The organism is Pseudomonas sp. MWU12-2029 (assembly GCF_023242425.1).
Taxonomy (GTDB): domain Bacteria; phylum Pseudomonadota; class Gammaproteobacteria; order Pseudomonadales; family Pseudomonadaceae; genus Aquipseudomonas; species Aquipseudomonas kribbensis.
Genome location: NZ_JALJDY010000018.1, coordinates 59,296 through 76,448, shown reverse-complemented (window position 1 = coordinate 76,448; position 17,153 = coordinate 59,296). Strand labels below are relative to the sequence as shown.

Sequence of the window (17,153 nt, the reverse complement as noted above, 5' to 3'; positions counted from 1 at the left end):
AGGAACAGCATCGCAGCTTCATCTACGAACCCGGCACCTTCCGCCCCTTGGCGATGCTCGACGGCAAGGGCCCGAAACGCGCCTGCCCGTTCTACTACCAGCTCGACCACCTCGGCACCCCGCAGGAACTGACCGACTACAGCGGCGACATCGTCTGGTCAGCCAAATACAGCGCCTACGGCAAGGTCACCTCGCTGAAACTGGCGACCGAGGACTACCTCGACCAGCCACTGAGGTTTCAGGGGCAGTATTTCGATGCGGAAAGCGGGCTGCACTACAACCGGCATCGGTATTACGACCCGGACGTTGGACGGTATCTGACGCCGGATCCGGTGAAGCTGGCGGGTGGGTTGAATCAGTACCGGTACGTGCCGAATCCGACGGGGTGGGTGGATCCGTTGGGGTTGACGTCCAACTGCCCGCCGCCGAATAAGCCGGGATGTCCGGTGCCGGATCGGGTGAGTGGTTCAGTTGTTGATGAGGGTGAGCCAGCACTGCCGAAGATGACGGCGCAAGAGCGGAGGGCGAGAATTGATGAACTAGCGGAGGGCAATGCCTACAGGCGTTTGGAGGAAATGGAGAGGTCCACGCCAGGCGCACACTTTTTAGAGAAACACGGCAAGCAGACCACGCTGGCCTCGCAACAAGAACGTTCACTTACAGGAAGAAATCCTACAACGGGCATTATTGAGATTTACACCAACGGGAATAAAGCTGGGCAACCAAAAATACCCAGTGCGGCCACACATTTTTTCAGTTATCGAGACCAGTTGAACGCCATACATCGTGCTCAGCTGATTTTTAGGCGAAATGGGATAGTTGCTACAAGAGAACCGATGAATATGGGCAAAATTGTCGGTGAGGGTTACAAAAGAGGAGGAGTGACTTATGGGCAGCAAACACATGCGATAGTGATTTTAAATGGCTCTGGTAAGCCAATAACCTCTTATACGGAATTTATGGAATGAAACGTAAGCCTGAATATTTTGTATTGCGCGGACTGCTTTTTCTATTTGATATAGACAATACCCGTGACGATGCTCGTGAGAAAATCATTGTTTCGAAGAATGTTAATGACAAGGAAGAGCTTGCTGAACTGTTCGATATTCTTATGAAACCTGAGTTTCTTTCCTACAGTTTTCATGAACGCGAGTGGTGTATCGATACGCTGAAGCACTACTTGGAGGCTGGTGACAGCTTTGATGCTGTATTCACAAAAATCACAACCTACTTTGATGACGATGTAGCGGATCAACGTCAGTTCATGCAGGTTTTGTTAAGTTGCTTGTTGAGGTATCACATCGATGACTCAACGGAGAGATGAGGCTGACACAGGGAGTGGCCGTATTTTGAAAATCAGCGCTGGCCAATAACCTGCGGTGAATGAAGGTCAGGAGCCGTAAGACTATCAATCAAATGCACACTATACCCCGGCACATTCTTAGCATGATGCTTCGCCTGCGAAGCCATCTCCGCCAACTGGCTCGCATCCAGTTGCGCACAAGCCTCAGGATGCAAGTGCACAACGCCAATGGACAGTGACAACAACGGAAACTCCTGCCGGATCCCCTGGCGATTCGGCGCAACAAAACACCCAGCCTCAAGGTGTTCGGGCCGATAAAACCGTCGGCATTGACTCTGAAAATCATCAAGCAATTGGTTGAGCCGTTTGCGCCAATCCTCCGGGCCGAGCACCAGCAGAAAATCATCCCCCCCAATATGCCCGACGAAATCGCGGGACGGGTCTACGCGTTCGTTCAGGCATTGCGCCAGACACAACAGCACCTCATCCCCACGCCCATACCCATAGATATCGTTAAAGGGTTTGAAGCTATCGATATCGACATAGCAGATCACCGACTCGCGCCCCTGTTGCAGTAGTCGGGTGAGGCATTGCTGGATCGGTACGTTGCCGGGTAGCAGAGTCAGCGGATTGGCATACCGAGCCTGCTGGATTTTCAGCTCGGTGATCAGTTTGAGCACGTCAATCACCCGGCCCAGGCCCAGGTAGCTGCCGTTGAGGGTGATGATGAAGTCTTCTTCGATGCGCTGTCGGGCGCGGCTGGTGATCAGGCGGCTGACCTGTTGCAGCGACTGACTCATTTCCACGGCGAGGAAATCGTCGTTCATCAGGCGGCTGATCGGTTTGCGGGCGAACAGGTCGGTGGCGAACGGCTTGAGCAGCGCATCGGACAATGAATGACGATGCACGATGCCGCACGGCTGGCCTTGTTCGTCCAGCACCGCAAGCGAGTTCAGGTTGGCCTGGCGGCGAAACGCTTCGAGGACGGTGGCGGTGGGTGTGTCGCGATTCACGGCCGGCTGATCGTTGAGCAGGGCGCTGAGGTCGCTGCCTTCGTCATTCAGCGCGACGGAGCTGCTGTCGTGTTTGGGCATCAGGGCCCGGGCGTCGCGTGGCGGGTGTTCCTGCGGGCGCCCGAGCAGGTAGCCCTGGACCAGATCCACCCCCATTTCGGTCAGCACCGCCAGCTCTTCCGGCAATTCGATACCTTCGGCAATCACCTGAGCCCGGGAGGCCTTGGCGATTTGCAGGATCGATCCAACGAATTCGCGCTTCAACGCGTCCTGATGAATGCCGTCGATAAAGTGTCGATCGATTTTCACGTAATCCGGCCGCAACTCCGACCACAGGCGCAGACTTGAATAACCCGCGCCAAGATCGTCCAGTGCAATCGAAAATCCCATCGCCCGGTAGTGATGCAGCGCCGTTTGCAGCAACTGAAAGTCGTCGATCGGGGTCTGCTCGGTGAGTTCGATCACCACCTGGCTCGGTGGAATGCCGAAATCCTGCAGTAGTTGCAGCGTACGCCCCGGCTGGTGCGCGGCTTCGAGCAGGGATTCGGGAGAGACGTTGAGAAACAGTTTGCCCGGCAATTGCTGTTCGTTGAAACGGCGGCAGGCGCTTTGGCGGCAGGCGATTTCCAGTTCGCTCAAACGCCCGGCCTGACGAGCCACGGCGAACAGGGCGATGGGGGAGTGCAGCGGGCTGTTGGACGGGCCGCGAGTCAGGGCTTCATAACCGAGAATGCGTCGTTCGGAGAGGCAAATGATCGGCTGGAACAGGCTGTGCAAACCGCTTTGAGTCAGGATCGAGCTCAAGGCACTCAGCTGTTCGGTCGTGGTCATGGCAATCTCTGGCGATAAAAAAGGACTGGGAGCGCTCTCGATGAAGAGAACCGCTCCCAGTCCTTTATTGCACGACAGAATGATGACTGTTTGATGACGATCCGGGGATCGTCACCATTAAATTGCCATCACCTTACTTCTTGGCCACCTGATTGCTCAGCTTCAGGTAATCCAGCAGCACGCGCCCGGTCTCGCTCAGGTAGGCGTCGTCTTCAGGTTTGACCTTGTCCGGCTCGGCTGCCGCGAGGGCGTCGTCGTCTTCTTTCTTCAGCTCTTTTAGCGGTTCTTCGCCTTTGGCCTTGCGACGGATGTTTTCCATCGCCAGTTGCTTGGCGTCGATGTCGGCGTGCTGGGCACGACGATCGGCTTCATTGAGGCTGACGGTTTTCTCTTCCAGCAGCTTCTGCGCCAGGGCCAGCTTGTCGCGGATGAACACGAACTCCGCGTCCTTGGCCGAACGGGCGTCATGCTCGGACTTGAGCTGGGCCAGATACGGCTTGAACGGGTCGACCGCCGGTTTGATCGCCGCGCGGATGGTGTCCCACGGCATGGCTTCCGGCAGGGCGCTCTCGCCGATTTCCTTGGTGTCGATGATCGACGGGTAGTCGATGTCCGGCAGTACGCCCTGATGCTGGGTGCTCTGACCGGAAACCCGGTAGAACTTGGCCAGGGTCAGTTTCAGTTCGCCATGGTTCAGCGGCTGAATGGTCTGCACGGTGCCTTTGCCGAAGGTCTGGCCACCGATGATCAGTGCGCGGTGGTAGTCCTGCATGGCGCCGGCGAAGATCTCCGAAGCCGAGGCGGACAGGCGGTTGACCAGCAGCGCCATCGGGCCTTTGTAGAACGCGCCCGGGTTTTCATCTTCAAGCACATCGACCCGGCCATCGGCGTTACGCACAAGCACGGTAGGGCCCTTGTCGATGAACAGGCTGGTCAGCTCGGTGGCTTCCTGCAGGGAACCGCCGCCGTTGTTGCGCAGGTCGATGACCACGCCGTCGACTTTCTCTTTCTGCAGTTCGGTCAGCAGTTTCTTGACGTCGCGAGTGGTGCTCTTGTAGTCCGGATCACCGGCACGGAATGCCTTGAAGTCCAGGTAGAAGGCCGGAATCTCGATCACGCCGAGCTTGTAGTCCTTGCCGTCCTGTTTGAGGCTCAGGATGGATTTCTTCACGGCCTGGTCTTCGAGCTTCACCGCTTCACGGGTGATCGGCACGATCTTGCTGGTCTGGTCGTTCGGCGCATTGCTGGCCGGGATGACTTCCAGACGCACCACGGTGCCTTTCGGACCACGGATCAGCTTGACCACTTCGTCCAGGCGCCAGCCGACCACGTCGACCATCTCTTTGTTGCCCTGGGCAACGCCGATGATCTTGTCGGCAGGAGCAACCTGCTTGGTCTTGTCCGCAGGACCTGCCGGCACCAGACGCACGACCTTCACTTGATCGTTGTCGCTCTGCAACACGGCGCCGATGCCCTCGAGGGACAGGCTCATGTTGATGTCGAAGTTTTCCGCGTTATCCGGCGACAGATAGTTGGTGTGCGGATCGTAGGACATGGCGAAGGTGTTGATGTACGCCTGGAAGATGTCTTCGGCACGGGTCTGGTCCAGACGCGCCAACTGGTTCTTGTAGCGTTTGGTCAGGGTTTCCTGGATCTGCTTCGGCTCTTTGCCGGCGATCTTCTGCCGCAGCACTTCGTCCTTGACGCGTTTGCGCCACAGGTCATCGAGTTCGGCTGTGGACTTGAGCCACGGAGCATCCTTGCGATCGATCAGCAAGGTTTCCTTCGTGGTGAAGTCCATCTTGTCGACGCCTTTGTCCAGCTCGGCAATGGCGAAGTCCAGACGCGCTTTCACGCGGTCCAGATAACGCTTGTAGATGGTGAAGCCGGCGTTGAGGTCGCCGCTTTTGAGGAAGTCGTCGAACTGGTACTTCCACTTGTCGAATTCGGCGATGTCGCTGGCCATGAAGTAGCTGCGCGACGGGTCCAGCAGCTTGATGTAGCTGTCGTAGATGATCGCCGAGCGCGCATCGTCAAGCGGCGGCTTGCTGTAGTGGTGGCGCTTGAGCAACTCGACGACGTTCAGACTGGCAATCACTTCATCGCGATCAGGCTGCAACTTGTCCCAGCTGTTGGCTGCGAATGTGCTGCCCGACACCGGCAAGAGGCCGATACCGATGAAAAGAGCGAGGGCGGTGCTGGGGAGCAGATGCTTCATGCTGATTCGACGCGGGGACAATTGATAACGCATATTAGGCCGTCTTTGAAGTCGCCGGTACCTCTACGCTCTGTACGATAACTGCTGTTCAGCGATCGTTCAGACCCCAGGGCCGGTCGCATAATGCAAAAAGCCCGGCGCTACAGCTTCGGGCTCAGTCCAGACTCACTATGGAGGCACTGTGAAGGCATTGCAAGGCGTTGAAGGTCAAGTGGCATGGGTTGATGAACCAAGTCCTGCGTGTGATGTAGGACAAGTTCGCATCCGGGTGGCGGCAGCGGGCCTCAATCGCGCGGATTTATTACAGAAGGCGGGCCTTTATCCGCCGCCGCCGGGTGCCAGTCAGGTGCTGGGGCTTGAATGCTCCGGGGTGATCAGCGAAGTCGGCGCGGGCTCGTCCTGGCAGGTCGGTGATCGGGTCTGCGCCTTGCTGGCCGGGGGCGGGATGGCCGAAGAAGTGGTCGTCGACGGGCGGCATGTACTGCCGGTTCCGGAAGGTGTGTCGCTGATCGAAGCGGCTGCACTGCCCGAGGTGTACGCGACCGTCTGGCTGAATGTGTTTCAACTCGCTGCGCTCAAACCGGGTGAGAAAGTTCTTCTGCATGCCGGCGCCAGTGGCATCGGTTCTGCCGCCATTCAACTGTGCAAGGCGTTTGGCAATCCGTGCTGGGTCAGCGTCGGATCGGCCGAGCGTCTGGCCTACTGTGAAGCGCTGGGCGCCCAGGGCGGTGTGGTACGCACTGACGATCTGGAAAGCCTGCGGGACTTCGGGCCGTTCGATGTGATCCTGGATCCGGTCGGCGGCAATTACTCGGCGCTGAATCTGAAGCTGATGGCTCAGGACGGGCGCTGGGTGCTGATCGGCCTGATGGGTGGCCGCGAAGCGAAACTCGATCTGGCCCAGGTGCTGGCCAAGCGTGTGCAACTGTTGGGCTCGACCCTGCGCAGCCGTGACGATCAGTTCAAGGCGGATCTGTTCAGCGACCTGAGCCAGCACGTGTGGCCGCTGTTTTCCGAAGGGCGCCTGAAGCCGCAACTGGCCAGGACCTTTGCGATCAAGGATGCCGAAGCGGCGTTCGCCGAGCTGGCGAGCAACACGGTCGCCGGGAAGCTGGTACTGGTGATCGACGACAGCCTGAGCTGATCATCGAGGCTTGTGGGAGCAAGTGTGCTCCCACAAGACAATCGTTTACTTCCAGAGATGGATCGGCCAGCCGGATTTCTCGGCCTGCTCGCGCAACACCGGATCCGGATTGACCACATGCGGGTAATCCACCTTCAGCAGCAGCGGCAGGTCATTGCGTGAGTCGGAATAGAAACTCGCGCCCTCAAGGTTTTCCTCTTCGGCGTCCAGCCACTCCAGCAAGCGGGTGATCTTGCCTTCGCGATAGGTCAGGGTGCCCACGGTGTGGCCGCTGTACACGCCATGGGCCACTTCCAGTTCGATGCCCAGAACCTCGTCGATGCCCAGCCGTTCGGCAATCGGTTTGACCAGGTGCGTGCCCGAGGCCGAGATCACCAGAATCCGGTCACCGGCCTTGCGGTGGGCGGCGATGGTTTTGGTCGCGTCGCTGAAGATGATCGGTTCGATGAAGTCCTCGACCCAGGGGCCGACCAGATGCTCGACTTCCTCCGGGGTGCGGCCGATCAGCGGTTCGAGGCTGAACTCCATGTAGTCTTCCATGCGCAACTTGCCATGGCTGTAGGCGTCCATGAGTTCATTGTTCTTGCGCATGAACGACTCGGGATCGACCCAGCCCAGGCGGCCCATCTGCTCGCTCCAGAGGGTGGCGCAGTCGCCGTGGATCAGGGTTTCGTCCAGATCAAAAATTGCCAGGGCCATCAGTGCAGTTCTCTCTTCAACGTCAGCAAAGTCATCAGGCTACCTCACACAGGGCCGTCGGATCGATGGAAAGCGCCAGGCGCTGACCGTCGGGGTGCAGATCCGCCGCCGAACGGTTGAGCACATCCACCACCAGTTCCACGCCCCGGGCCTCGATGCGGTAGCGGATGACGTTGCCCAGCAGGCTGTGGCTGCGAATCTGTGCATCGAGTTCGCCATCCAGGCTCAGTTCGATGGCCTCCGGGCGAATTGCGATGCGATGGCTGATCGGCCGCTGCAACAGCTTCGAGGCACTCTCGGCATCCAGCAGGTTGTAGTTGCCGATGAAGCCGGCGGCGAACACGTCGACCGGTGCGGTGTAGAGGGTTTCGGCGTCGCCGCTCTGTACGATCTTTCCCTGATTCATCAGGAAAATCCGGTCAGACATGGTCAGGGCTTCTTCCTGATCGTGTGTGACGAAGATCGTGGTCAGGCCGAGCTCGCGCTGGATCTGACGGATCTGTTCACGCAGGTGTTTGCGAATCCGTGCATCAAGGGCCGACAGCGGTTCGTCCAGCAACAACAGACGCGGACGGGTGACCAAAGAGCGGGCGAGGGCGACACGCTGGCACTGACCGCCGGAGAGTTGATGCGGATAACGACTGGCGAAGTCGTTGAGTTCAACCAGTTTCAACGCCTCGGTGACACGCTTGTGGCTGTCGTCCGGGTTGACCTTTTGCATGCGCAGACCAAAGGCGACGTTCTGCTCCACGGTCATGTTGGGAAACAGCGCATAGCTCTGGAACACCATGCCGATCCCGCGTTTCTGCGGGGTGAGCGGAACGATGTCGACGCCATCGAGCAGAATCTTGCCGCCATCCACCGGCGTCAGGCCGGCGATGCAACGCAGCAGGGTGGATTTGCCGCAACCGGACGGGCCGAGCAGGGTGACGAATTCACCCTTCTGGATTTCGCAGTTGATGTCGCTGAACACCGTGGTGCCGGCGTAGTTTTTTTGCAGGTGTTGGACGCTGACATAGCTCATTCGCTTTTGTCCTTGTTCAAGATGTTGGCGACCCAGGTCAGGACCAGCACGAAAAAGAAGTAGGAAATCACCAGAGCACTGGTGAAGTGGCCGCTGCTGTTGCGCATGTTGTTCAGATAAACCTGCAGGGTTTCGTAGCGGGTGCCGACCAGGATGTTGGCGAACACGAACTCACCGAACAGGAACGAGAACGACAGCAGCAACGCGACCATCAGGCCCTTGCGCAGGTTCGGCAGCACCACCAGGAAAGCCGCCTGGAAGGTGCTGGCACCGAGCAGTTGGGCGGCGTCCATCAAGTCACGGAGGTTGATCGCCTGCAGGTTGTTGGTGATCGCCCGGTACATGAACGGCAGTGCCACGGTGAAGTAGCAACCGATCAGGATCCACGGCGTGCCGACCATTGCGAACGGCCCGGAACCGTAGAGCTGCAACAGACCCACCGACGACACCACCGGCGGCACCGCAAAGGGCAGCAGGATCAGGATGTTCATCAGCGCATCAAGTTTCGGGAAGTGGTAATGCACCACGAACAGCAGCGGCAAAATCAGCACCACCGAGAGGGTCAGCGCGCCGACGCACACCAGCAGCGACTGGCCGAAGGCGTGCAGAAAGCGCGGATCACTCCACAACTGGATGTACCACTTGAAGGTGAAGCCGCTGGGCAGCACGGTGGCCGACCAACTGCTGGCGATCGAATAGATCAGGGTGCCCAGCAGCGGCAGCAGCAGAATGGCGAACAGCAGGTAGACCACGACGCGGTGGTAGACGCCGGCCGGGCCGGATTCAGCGCGAGACATGGTAGCTCCTCTTCAGCAGCAGTTGATGCACGACGGTCACCAGGGTCATCAGCGCCACCAGCACCACGGCCAGGGCGCTGGCCAGGTTCGGATCGAGGGAAATGTCGCCGGACACCATCGCCGCAATGCGGATCGGCAGCACGTTGAAGTTGCCGGTGGTCAACGCATACACCGTGGCATAGGCGCCGAGGGCGTTGGCCAGCAGGATCACGAAGGTGCCGAGCAGCGCCGGGGTCAGCACCGGCAGGCCGATGTGGCGCCAGAACTGCCAGCCGTCAGCGCCGAGCAGCGCTGCGGATTCACGCCAGTCTTCACGCAGGGCATCGAACGCCGGGTACAGCAGCAGGACGCCCAGAGGAATCTGGAAGTAGGTGTAGAGGATGATCAGCCCGGTTTTCGAGTACAGGTTGAAATCCTGAATGATCCCGGCCTGTTTCAGCATGATGGTGATGCTGCCGTTGAAACCGAGCAGGATGATGAACGCAAAGGCCAGGGGCACGCCGGCGAAGTTGCTGGTCATGTTGGCGAAGGCGTTGACGAAATTGCGCAGTTTCGAATCGACCCGACGCAGGGAGTAGGCGCCGAGCACCGCGATGATGATCCCGAACACACTCGACCAGAAACTGATTTCGAGGCTGTACTGGATCGCCTGCAGATAGAACTTCGAATTGAAGATTTTGCTGAAGTTGGCGAAACCCCAGCCGAACTCTTCCGATTGCAGGCTGTTGATCATCACCCAGACCAGCGGGGCGATTTCGAACACGATAAAGAACAGGGCGAAGGGCACCAGGCACAGGGCGGCCAGCCATTTGCCGCGAGTCATTGAGTTCACTTGAGCAACTCCCGGCACACAGGTTTGTCGTGAGGTACGCCGAGCAACTCGCAAACGGTGCCGCAGAGGTCGGTCTGCTTCGGTGTGGCGTCCGCGTTCAGGCTGAAGGCGTCGCCGAGCACGAACAGCGGCACCTGGCGTTCTTCCGGCAACAGGCCGTTGTGCGAGCGGTCGTTGTTCATGCCGTGGTCGGCGGTCACCAGCACTTGATAACCGGCGTCGAGCCAGCCTTGCAGGTAGTCGGCGAGGATGATGTCGGCGCTGCGTGCGCTGTTGCGGTATTGCGGGGTGTCGAGGCCGTGTTTGTGGCCGGCGTCGTCGATGTTCATCGGGTGGATCAGCAGAAAATCCGGGGCGTGGCGCAGGCGCAGGTTCTCGGCGTCGGCGAACAGGTGCGAGTCCGGATAGTGATCGTTCCAGTAGAAGTGGCCGTTCTGGATCGGCAGCGTCGGGTCATCGGTGTGACGATCCCGTGCGGCCACGAACGGCGAGCGGTTGTAGAGCTCGCTGACCCAGTGGTACGCCGCGGCGGCGGTTTTCAGACCGGCATCACGTGCGTAGTGATAGATGCTGCGCTGGTTGGACAGGCGCGAGACGTTATTGTGGACGATGCCGCTGTCGATGGGCGGTACGCCCGTGAGGATGCATTCGTAAAGCGGTCGGGACAGGGCCGGCAGCTCGCACTCCAACTGGTAGAGCGCGGCGCGTCCTGCGCCAACGTAAGCCTGCAGATGCCCCATGGCGTGACGCGCGACTTCGTAATTGAGGCCGTCGAGCACGACAAGGATGACGTTGTGCTTCATAGGGGCAAAAACTCCGCGAAACAGATCAGATTCGAATTCAATGCAGATGCCCTTGCGGGAGCGAGCAAGCTCACTCCCGCAAGGGATTTCCAGCGATCCCGGACGTGGGATCTACAGAATTACTTCATCTCGACGATGACTTCTTCGTTCCACTTCTGCGGCAGAGCCTTCGAGGTTTTTTCCCACGCATCGGCGTCCTTGATCGGCGTGACTTTCTTGTACTGCTCGTTTGGCAGCAGCTTGGCTTTCACGTCTTCCGGCAGGGTCAGGTGCTCGGCGCGGATCGGACGGGCGTTGCCACGGGCGAGGTTGGTCTGGCCGGCGTCGCTGAAGATGTATTCGCGAGTCAGCTTGGCGGCGTTCGGGTTTTTCGCGTATTTGTTGATGATGGTGGTGTAGCCGGAAATCACCGAGCCGTCGGACGGGATCAGCACCACGTAGTCATCCGGGTTGGCCATCTTGGCCTTGTAGCTCAGGCCGTTGAAGTCCCAGACCACGCCGACTTCGATCTCGCCTTTTTCCATGGTGGCGATGGTCGGGTTGGCCATCGACAGGCGACCCTGCTTGGCGATGTCTGCGAACAGCAGCAGGGCAGGCTGGATGTTTTTCTCGTCGCCACCGTTGGCCAGTGCTGCGGCAAGTACGCCGTTGGCAGCTTGTGCAGCGGTGCTCACGTCACCGATGGAGACCTTGTATTTGCCGCCCTTGAGGTCAGCCCATTTGGTCGGTACTTCGGAGCCGTGCAGCAGTTTCTTGTTGACGATGAAAGCGATGGTGCCGGTGTAGGCCAGTGCCCAGTTGCCGTCCTTGTCCTTGGCCCATGCAGGAACCTGATCCCAGGTGGTCGGCTTGTACGGTTGCACCACGCCTTGCTTGACCGCGATCGGGCCGAAGGCCGCGCCGACGTCGCCGATATCGGCGGTGGCGTTGTCTTTCTCGGCGGCGAACTTGGCGATTTCCTGGGCCGAGCTCATGTCGGTGTCGATGTGTTTCAGGCCGTAGGTCTTGGCCAAGTCTTCCCAGGTGCCTTTCCAGTTGGCCCAGTCATCGGGCATGCCGACGCTGTTGACGGCGCCTTCCGCTTTCGCAGCGGCTTCGAGGGTTTTCAGATCATCAGCCGCCATGGCGGCGGTGCACATGGCAATGGTCGAGCCTAACAGTGTTGCCAGGAAAAGCTGTTTCATTCCGAAGCTCCTTGGTCGTGTTCAACGCTGCGATTGCGGTTTGTGTTGGTCTAGGTCAGCAATACCTGAGCCAATGTAGGGGGGCTGGATGACACTTTGATGTCGGCGCATGCCTGACCAGCGATTATTTTCTCCGGTATCTACGGCTGCCCGGTAAGCGTAGACCACCCTCAAAGTCCCGGCAGGCAAGGGACTTGGCCGATGTATTGCAAGTTGTCAGGGCGACCGCTCGGTAGTTTTGTCATCTCTCGGTCATCTGCACTGCCTAGGCTTGCAGCACGACCGAACTGCGCAATAGTCGTGCGGTTTTGCCCCGAAACAGTGCTGGTCTAGTCCAGATAGGTAACGTTGATGCGCGATGAGGCAACAAAAGCGGTGACAGCCATTGGGCAGATCCTTCAGGAGCAACTCGACCACGGTTTGCTCGTGGCGGGCAGCAAGTTGCCGGCCGAGCGCAAGCTCAGCGAGTTGTTCGGCACTACGCGGATTACGGTGCGTGAAGCCTTGTTGCAACTGGAGGCGCAAGGGCAGATTTATCGCGAGGAGCGTCGGGGCTGGTTCGTGTCGCCACCGCGCCTGGCCTACAACCTGATGCAGCGCAGTCACTTTCACGCGATGGTCAGTGCGCAGGGGCGGGTGCCGTCGACCGAGGTGATTTCGGCGCGGCTGCAACCGGCGTCAGCGGCGGTGTGTGCGTGGTTGCAGTTGCCGGCGTTGTCGAGCGTGATTCAGATCTGCCGGTCGCGGCGGATCGACGGGCGGCTGGTGTTGTATGTGGAGCATTATCTGAATCCGCAGTTTTTTCCGGGGATTCTGGAGTTTGATTTGAATCAGTCGATTACCGAGCTGTATGCGCGGCATTACGATTTGCACTATGGGCGGGTGCGGTTCGAGATTGTGCCGACTTCATTGTCGGTGGATGCGGCGGCGGCTTTGCGGGTGTCGGTGGGGAGTCCGGGGTTGCGGATTGCTCGGGTCAATTATGATCAGTCGGGGCGGTTGATTGATTGTGATCTGGAGTTTTGGCGGCATGATGCGATTCACGTTGGGGTTGATGTTGTTTGACCTTGGCGGCCTCAGGGCCGACCAGGTTTTGGGTTGTTTTGGGTGAATATCCGTTGCTTCGGGTGTGGCGGCTGACGGTTTCGCCCTTACGGCGAGTCCCTTTTTCAGACGCCAAAAAGGAACCAAAACGCTTGGCCCCTGCGTTCGGCCCCTCGCTGAGGCTCGGGGTTCCTTCGTTCCGGGATTCATCCGGGGACATCGCCTACGGTTTGCTTCGCTGCACCTCCTCTCGATGTGTTCGACTTCGTCGAACGGCGCTACGCGCCTACCCCCGGATGAATCCCTCCACTCAGCCTGCCGATGGGGCCGGCACGTCAAAAGCGGTACTCGAGCTAACGCTCATCGTTTTGAGTGGGGGAGGCGTGGAGGTTGGGTTACTCCTGAGTTTGGCCACCACCGCCTGCGGTAATCACCTGCACATTCATCCTCGGTGTCGCCAGATCCAGTCCTGCCTCATCCAGATGCCGTTTCAGCGACAGGTTGAACGCCCGTGAAACTTCCCACTGTTTGATCGGGGCGGTCTTGAAGCGGGCGCGCAATATTGCGTTGCCGGATTCGAAGCTTTCCACCCCCTGAATCTCCAGTGGCGACCAGATGTTGCGGCGTTGCAGCGGGTCGGTGCGCATTTTCTGGCCGACTTCGCGCATCAGTTTGATGGCTTCGTCGATATTCATGTTGAACGGCACCGCCACGCGGAAGATCGCGTAGCCGAATTCCCGGGAGTAGTTCTTGATGCTTTTGATTTCGCTGAACGGGATGGTGTGGACGATGCCGTCGATGTCCCGCAGGCGTACGGTGCGGATGGTCAGGCCTTCGACGGTGCCGAGGTGGCCGCCGACGTCGACGTAGTCGTCGATGGCCAGGGAGTCTTCGATGATGATGAACAGGCCGGTGATCAGGTCGGCCACCAGTGACTGCGCGCCGAAACCGATCGCCAGACCGATCACACCGGCACCGGCCAGCAGTGGCGTGACGTTCATGCCCATGTTCGCCAGGGCCACGATCAGGGCGATGATGAAGATCGCCACGAACAGCACGTTGCGGATCAGCGGCATCATCGTTTGCGCGCGGGCGTTGGCCAGGCCTTTGCGGGAGCGGGTGAGGGCGTGGTGGACGGCGGTGTCGCTGAGGATCCAGATCAGCCAGGCAAAGATCAACGTGCCGATGAGGCTGAACAGTTTGACGCTGATGTCGTGGCCTTCGCCTTCGGTGAAGCCGATCAGTGACATGCCCCAGACCCGTAGGCCGAGTTCAATGAAGGCCAGCCACACCAGCAGGTGCGCGAGGGTGTAGAAGAAGCTTTTCAGGCGCTCGGAATACAGCGCGTGGCGTTTTGGCCCGCGTTGGGGTTTGAGGGCGTGGCGGCGGACGAGGCCGTTGATGACCATGCACAACACCAGCAGCACGGTGCAGATCAGCGACTGGCGCAAGGCTGTGCTGGTGTCGCCGGCGGAGACGAAGGTGGCGAACAGGGAAATCCCTACCAGCACCAGCGCCGGCACGTACCAGAAGGTGCCGAGGATATCGATGGTGTCGCTGAGGGCGCGACGGGTCAGGCGGCGGGACAGTGGCTGGTTGCGGATCAGGTGCGCGATGGGGCGGCGAAAGCGCAGGATGAACAGGCCGGTCGAGAGCGCCGCCAGCACATTGGTGACGGTGGCGGCGGTGTGGGCCAGGTGTACGCCCAGACCTGCCACCAGACGCGGATCGTTCAGCCCCTCACCGAATGCGGCGAAGCTGCCGATCAGCCACAGCGGGCGGAAGGCCTGATGCCGCAGGATGTACAGCGCCCGGTGGCGGTGCGGGCCGTCGAGTACGGAAAAGGCGATCACGCAGATCGCCGAGAAACAGGTGCCGACCACCAGTGCGTAAGCCAGGACCATCGCCAGGCTTTTGCCCAGGGACGATGGCAGCGCGTAGCTCATGTAGACGGTGATGACCAGCGCGATCATCCACGGCCCGAGCTTGCGCAGGGCGAAGCGCAGCATGTCGAGGGCCCGGGGGTGTTGCGGCAGTTCTTCGGTCAGGCCGAAGCGCATGCGCACCCGGTGGCCGAGCCAGATCAGCGCAGCGGCCAGCAGGCTCCAGACCATCAGGATCATGGCGAAGCCGAAGATGATCGGCAGCCATTCGCTGGCCGGCATTATCAGGGCGGACAGTTCATCCTTGGCCAGTTCGAATTCGGCGGACCAGCGATTGAGCGGGCTGTCGCTGCCGGTGAACTGTTTTTCGAAATTGGCCAGGGTGCCCCCGATCAGGCCCAGCACGCCTTCTTCCGGGGTGGCCTGGGCTTTTTTCGTGGCGTCGCGCAGTTTTTTCAGGTCGCCCAGCAACTGGGTGCGCTGCTGATCGTTTTCCAGGGATTTGATGACTTCGTCGAGGGACTGGCCGAGCGGTTCCTGGGCTTCCGGTTGCGCCTTGTTCGAGCCATTGAGCAGACCGGGCAGACTCACCGCGTGGGCAGGCGCCGACGGCAGCAGCGTCATCAGGCAGACGAGGAAAAGGCAGGGCAGGGCAAAGAAACGAGCGAACACTAGGCGGTCAACCTCGCAAGGGGCGGATCGGGCGAGTGTACGAGCCCGCCAGAATCAATGCGAGCCGGGCGCGGATTTATTCGTTGAGTTTGGCGAGGATCTTGTAGACCACGGTGGCCAGGATCATCAGCATGCCGATCCACATGGCGAGCACGCCGGCGTTCTTGTCGCGGAAGTTGAAGCCGATCGCCAGCAGAATCATTCCGGACAGGATCGGAATGAGCATGGAGTGAAACGCAGACATCGAGATCATGGCGACAGCCTTGTCGAAGGGGATGACTTGAGTCTAGGTCGCTTTTTGCCGACCGGTGGTGATGTGTATCAGAAATGAGCCGGTTTCGCAGGGCAGGGATCGCAACGCGGAGTTGCGATCCCCATGGTTTCTACGGCAGTTCGCGGCTGGCGTAGAACGCGCTCAGCACTTTCACCAGATGCGCCAGGTCATGGCTGCCGCACAGTTCGCGGATCGAGTGCATGGCGAACGTCGGCAGGCCGATGTCGACGGTGCGCACGCCCAGGTGGCTGGCGGTGATCGGGCCGATGGTCGAGCCGCAGCCCATGTCGCTGCGCACCACGAAGCTTTGTACCGGTACTTCTTCGGCCATGCACAGATGACGGAAGAACCCGGCGGTTTCGCTGTTGGTGGCGTAGCGCTGGTTGCTGTTGACCTTGATCACCGGGCCCGCGTTGAGTTTCGGGCCGTGGTTGGCGTCGTGCTTCTCGGCGTAGTTCGGGTGTACGCCGTGGGCGTTGTCGGCCGAGACCAGCAGGGATTTCTGGATGGTGCGTACGAACTCGTCACCTTCCGGCAGCAGACGACGCAGGGTCTGTTCCAGCATCGGGCCGTCGGCGCCGCATGCCGAGCAGGAGCCGACTTCTTCGTGGTCGTTGCACACCAGCACGCAGGTTTCTTCGGTGTTGGCGGTCAGCAGGGCTTGCAGGCCGGCGTAGCACGACAGCAGGTTGTCGAGGCGGGCGCCGGCGATGAAGTCACCGTTCAGGCCGATGACCGCAGCGCTCTGGGTGTCGTAAAAGCTCAGCTCGTAATCGAGCACCACATCGGCATTCAGACCGTGCTCGCGGGCCAGTTGATCGGTCAGTACCGCACGGAAATCCACACGTTCGTCACCGGCGAACTGCGCGAGAATCGGCGGCAGTTCGGTCTGGGCATTGATCGCCCAGCCCTGGTTGGCTTCACGGTTGAGGTGAATCGCCAGGTTGGGAATGATCGCGATCGGGGCCTTGAAGTCGATCAACTGGCTCTCGACCTTGCCGTCACGACGGAAGGTGACGCGGCCGGCCAGCGACAGATCGCGGTCGAACCACGGCGCCAGCAGCGCGCCGCCGTAGACTTCAACGCCCAGTTGCCAGAAGCCCTGGCGCTGCAATTCCGGTTGCGGCTTGACCCGCAGGCACGGGCTGTCGGTGTGAGCACCGACCAGACGGATGCCGTCGTGCAGCGGGGAGTTGCGGCCCATCTTGATCGCGACGATCGAGGAGTCGTTACGGGTGACGTAGTAACGGCCATTGGCTTCGGTGTGCCAGGTCTCGCGCTCGTCGAGGCGCACATAACCGGCGGCCTCCAGGCGTTGAACAAGGCTGGCGGTGGCGTGGAACGGGGTAGGGGAGGCCTTGAGGAAGTCGATCAGGCCTTGGTTCAACTCTTCGCGCATAAGAAGCTCCAGACAGCAATGGGCGGGAGTTTA

At 59.9% G+C, this 17,153-nt stretch carries 15 protein-coding genes; 4 read left to right on the top strand and 11 right to left on the bottom strand.

Annotated elements, in window-relative coordinates; genetic code table 11:
* On the top strand, positions 1-968 hold a 968-nt coding region (locus M5B44_RS28535; protein WP_248741286.1), incomplete at its 5' end, for an RHS repeat domain-containing protein.
* Positions 965-1,324 (top strand): hypothetical protein, encoded by a 360-nt coding sequence (locus tag M5B44_RS28530; RefSeq protein ID WP_248741285.1) that lies wholly within the window; start codon positions 965-967, stop codon positions 1,322-1,324. The genes M5B44_RS28535 and M5B44_RS28530, both read left to right, overlap by 4 nt.
* A 32-nt stretch (positions 1,325-1,356) precedes the next feature.
* Here M5B44_RS28530 and M5B44_RS28525 read toward each other — a convergent pair whose 3' ends face one another.
* Both M5B44_RS28525 and M5B44_RS28520 read right to left on the bottom strand, forming a co-directional pair.
* Positions 1,357-3,147: a bifunctional diguanylate cyclase/phosphodiesterase gene (locus M5B44_RS28525; RefSeq protein WP_248741284.1), complete on the bottom strand. Its 1,791-nt coding sequence runs from the start codon at positions 3,145-3,147 to the stop codon at positions 1,357-1,359.
* Between the two features lie 133 nt (positions 3,148-3,280).
* A complete protein-coding gene (locus M5B44_RS28520; protein ID WP_162803468.1) occupies positions 3,281-5,365 on the bottom strand; it encodes a carboxy terminal-processing peptidase in 2,085 nt (694 codons plus the stop codon).
* 181 nt (positions 5,366-5,546) lie between these two features.
* On the opposite strand from M5B44_RS28520, the gene M5B44_RS28515 reads away from it, so the two are divergent.
* Positions 5,547-6,509 (top strand): zinc-binding dehydrogenase, encoded by a 963-nt coding sequence (locus M5B44_RS28515; protein WP_114881979.1) that lies wholly within the window; start codon positions 5,547-5,549, stop codon positions 6,507-6,509.
* 45 nt (positions 6,510-6,554) lie between these two features.
* On the opposite strand, the gene M5B44_RS28510 is transcribed toward M5B44_RS28515, so the two are convergent.
* The 6 genes from M5B44_RS28510 to M5B44_RS28485 all read right to left on the bottom strand — a co-directional run bounded on the left by M5B44_RS28510 (position 6,555) and on the right by M5B44_RS28485 (position 11,848).
* Entirely contained in the window at positions 6,555-7,208 is a 654-nt protein-coding gene (locus M5B44_RS28510; protein WP_248741283.1) for an HAD family hydrolase, read from the bottom strand.
* A gap of 34 nt (positions 7,209-7,242) precedes the next feature.
* Complete coding sequence (locus M5B44_RS28505) at positions 7,243-8,232, bottom strand: ABC transporter ATP-binding protein (protein ID WP_248741282.1); 990 nt, start codon at positions 8,230-8,232, stop codon at positions 7,243-7,245.
* On the bottom strand, positions 8,229-9,029 hold the full coding sequence (locus M5B44_RS28500; RefSeq protein WP_248741281.1) for an ABC transporter permease: 801 nt from the start codon (positions 9,027-9,029) through the stop codon (positions 8,229-8,231). The genes M5B44_RS28505 and M5B44_RS28500 overlap by 4 nt, the downstream gene beginning before the upstream one ends.
* Positions 9,016-9,852 (bottom strand): ABC transporter permease, encoded by an 837-nt coding sequence (locus M5B44_RS28495; protein WP_167748736.1) that lies wholly within the window; start codon positions 9,850-9,852, stop codon positions 9,016-9,018. The genes M5B44_RS28500 and M5B44_RS28495 overlap by 14 nt, the downstream gene beginning before the upstream one ends.
* A 5-nt stretch (positions 9,853-9,857) precedes the next feature.
* Positions 9,858-10,664 (bottom strand): alkaline phosphatase family protein, encoded by an 807-nt coding sequence (locus M5B44_RS28490; RefSeq protein ID WP_248741280.1) that lies wholly within the window; start codon positions 10,662-10,664, stop codon positions 9,858-9,860.
* Positions 10,665-10,783: 119 nt separating this feature from the next.
* Entirely contained in the window at positions 10,784-11,848 is a 1,065-nt protein-coding gene (locus tag M5B44_RS28485) for an ABC transporter substrate-binding protein (RefSeq protein WP_085710620.1), read from the bottom strand.
* A 351-nt stretch (positions 11,849-12,199) separates the two neighbouring features.
* On the opposite strand from M5B44_RS28485, the gene M5B44_RS28480 reads away from it, so the two are divergent.
* Positions 12,200-12,913 carry a UTRA domain-containing protein gene (locus M5B44_RS28480; protein ID WP_085710621.1) on the top strand — a complete coding sequence of 238 codons (714 nt, stop codon included), beginning with the start codon at positions 12,200-12,202 and terminating at the stop codon, positions 12,911-12,913.
* A 374-nt stretch (positions 12,914-13,287) separates the two neighbouring features.
* On the opposite strand, the gene M5B44_RS28475 is transcribed toward M5B44_RS28480, so the two are convergent.
* From M5B44_RS28475 to M5B44_RS28465, 3 genes are all read right to left on the bottom strand, one after another.
* Entirely contained in the window at positions 13,288-15,447 is a 2,160-nt protein-coding gene (locus M5B44_RS28475) for a mechanosensitive ion channel family protein (protein WP_119428455.1), read from the bottom strand.
* 76 nt (positions 15,448-15,523) lie between these two features.
* Entirely contained in the window at positions 15,524-15,700 is a 177-nt protein-coding gene (locus M5B44_RS28470) for a hypothetical protein (RefSeq protein ID WP_167443765.1), read from the bottom strand.
* A gap of 130 nt (positions 15,701-15,830) precedes the next feature.
* Positions 15,831-17,120 (bottom strand): M18 family aminopeptidase, encoded by a 1,290-nt coding sequence (locus M5B44_RS28465; protein ID WP_134825960.1) that lies wholly within the window; start codon positions 17,118-17,120, stop codon positions 15,831-15,833.
* Between the last annotated feature and the right edge of the window lie 33 nt (positions 17,121-17,153).

What these genes read in the sequence shown, in the direction of transcription:
- M5B44_RS28530 (WP_248741285.1), top strand. Translation starts at nt 965, where the DNA reads ATGAAACGTAAGCCTGAATATTTTGTATTGCGCGGACTGCTTTTTCTA.
- M5B44_RS28480 (WP_085710621.1), top strand. Translation starts at nt 12,200, where the DNA reads ATGCGCGATGAGGCAACAAAAGCGGTGACAGCCATTGGGCAGATCCTT.
- M5B44_RS28470 (WP_167443765.1), bottom strand. Translation starts at nt 15,700, where the DNA reads ATGATCTCGATGTCTGCGTTTCACTCCATGCTCATTCCGATCCTGTCC.
- M5B44_RS28465 (WP_134825960.1), bottom strand. Translation starts at nt 17,120, where the DNA reads ATGCGCGAAGAGTTGAACCAAGGCCTGATCGACTTCCTCAAGGCCTCC.
- M5B44_RS28500 (WP_248741281.1), bottom strand. Translation starts at nt 9,029, where the DNA reads ATGTCTCGCGCTGAATCCGGCCCGGCCGGCGTCTACCACCGCGTCGTG.
- M5B44_RS28510 (WP_248741283.1), bottom strand. Translation starts at nt 7,208, where the DNA reads ATGGCCCTGGCAATTTTTGATCTGGACGAAACCCTGATCCACGGCGAC.
- M5B44_RS28525 (WP_248741284.1), bottom strand. Translation starts at nt 3,147, where the DNA reads ATGACCACGACCGAACAGCTGAGTGCCTTGAGCTCGATCCTGACTCAA.
- M5B44_RS28505 (WP_248741282.1), bottom strand. Translation starts at nt 8,232, where the DNA reads ATGAGCTATGTCAGCGTCCAACACCTGCAAAAAAACTACGCCGGCACC.
- M5B44_RS28520 (WP_162803468.1), bottom strand. Translation starts at nt 5,365, where the DNA reads ATGAAGCATCTGCTCCCCAGCACCGCCCTCGCTCTTTTCATCGGTATC.
- M5B44_RS28495 (WP_167748736.1), bottom strand. Translation starts at nt 9,852, where the DNA reads ATGACTCGCGGCAAATGGCTGGCCGCCCTGTGCCTGGTGCCCTTCGCC.
- M5B44_RS28485 (WP_085710620.1), bottom strand. Translation starts at nt 11,848, where the DNA reads ATGAAACAGCTTTTCCTGGCAACACTGTTAGGCTCGACCATTGCCATG.
- M5B44_RS28490 (WP_248741280.1), bottom strand. Translation starts at nt 10,664, where the DNA reads ATGAAGCACAACGTCATCCTTGTCGTGCTCGACGGCCTCAATTACGAA.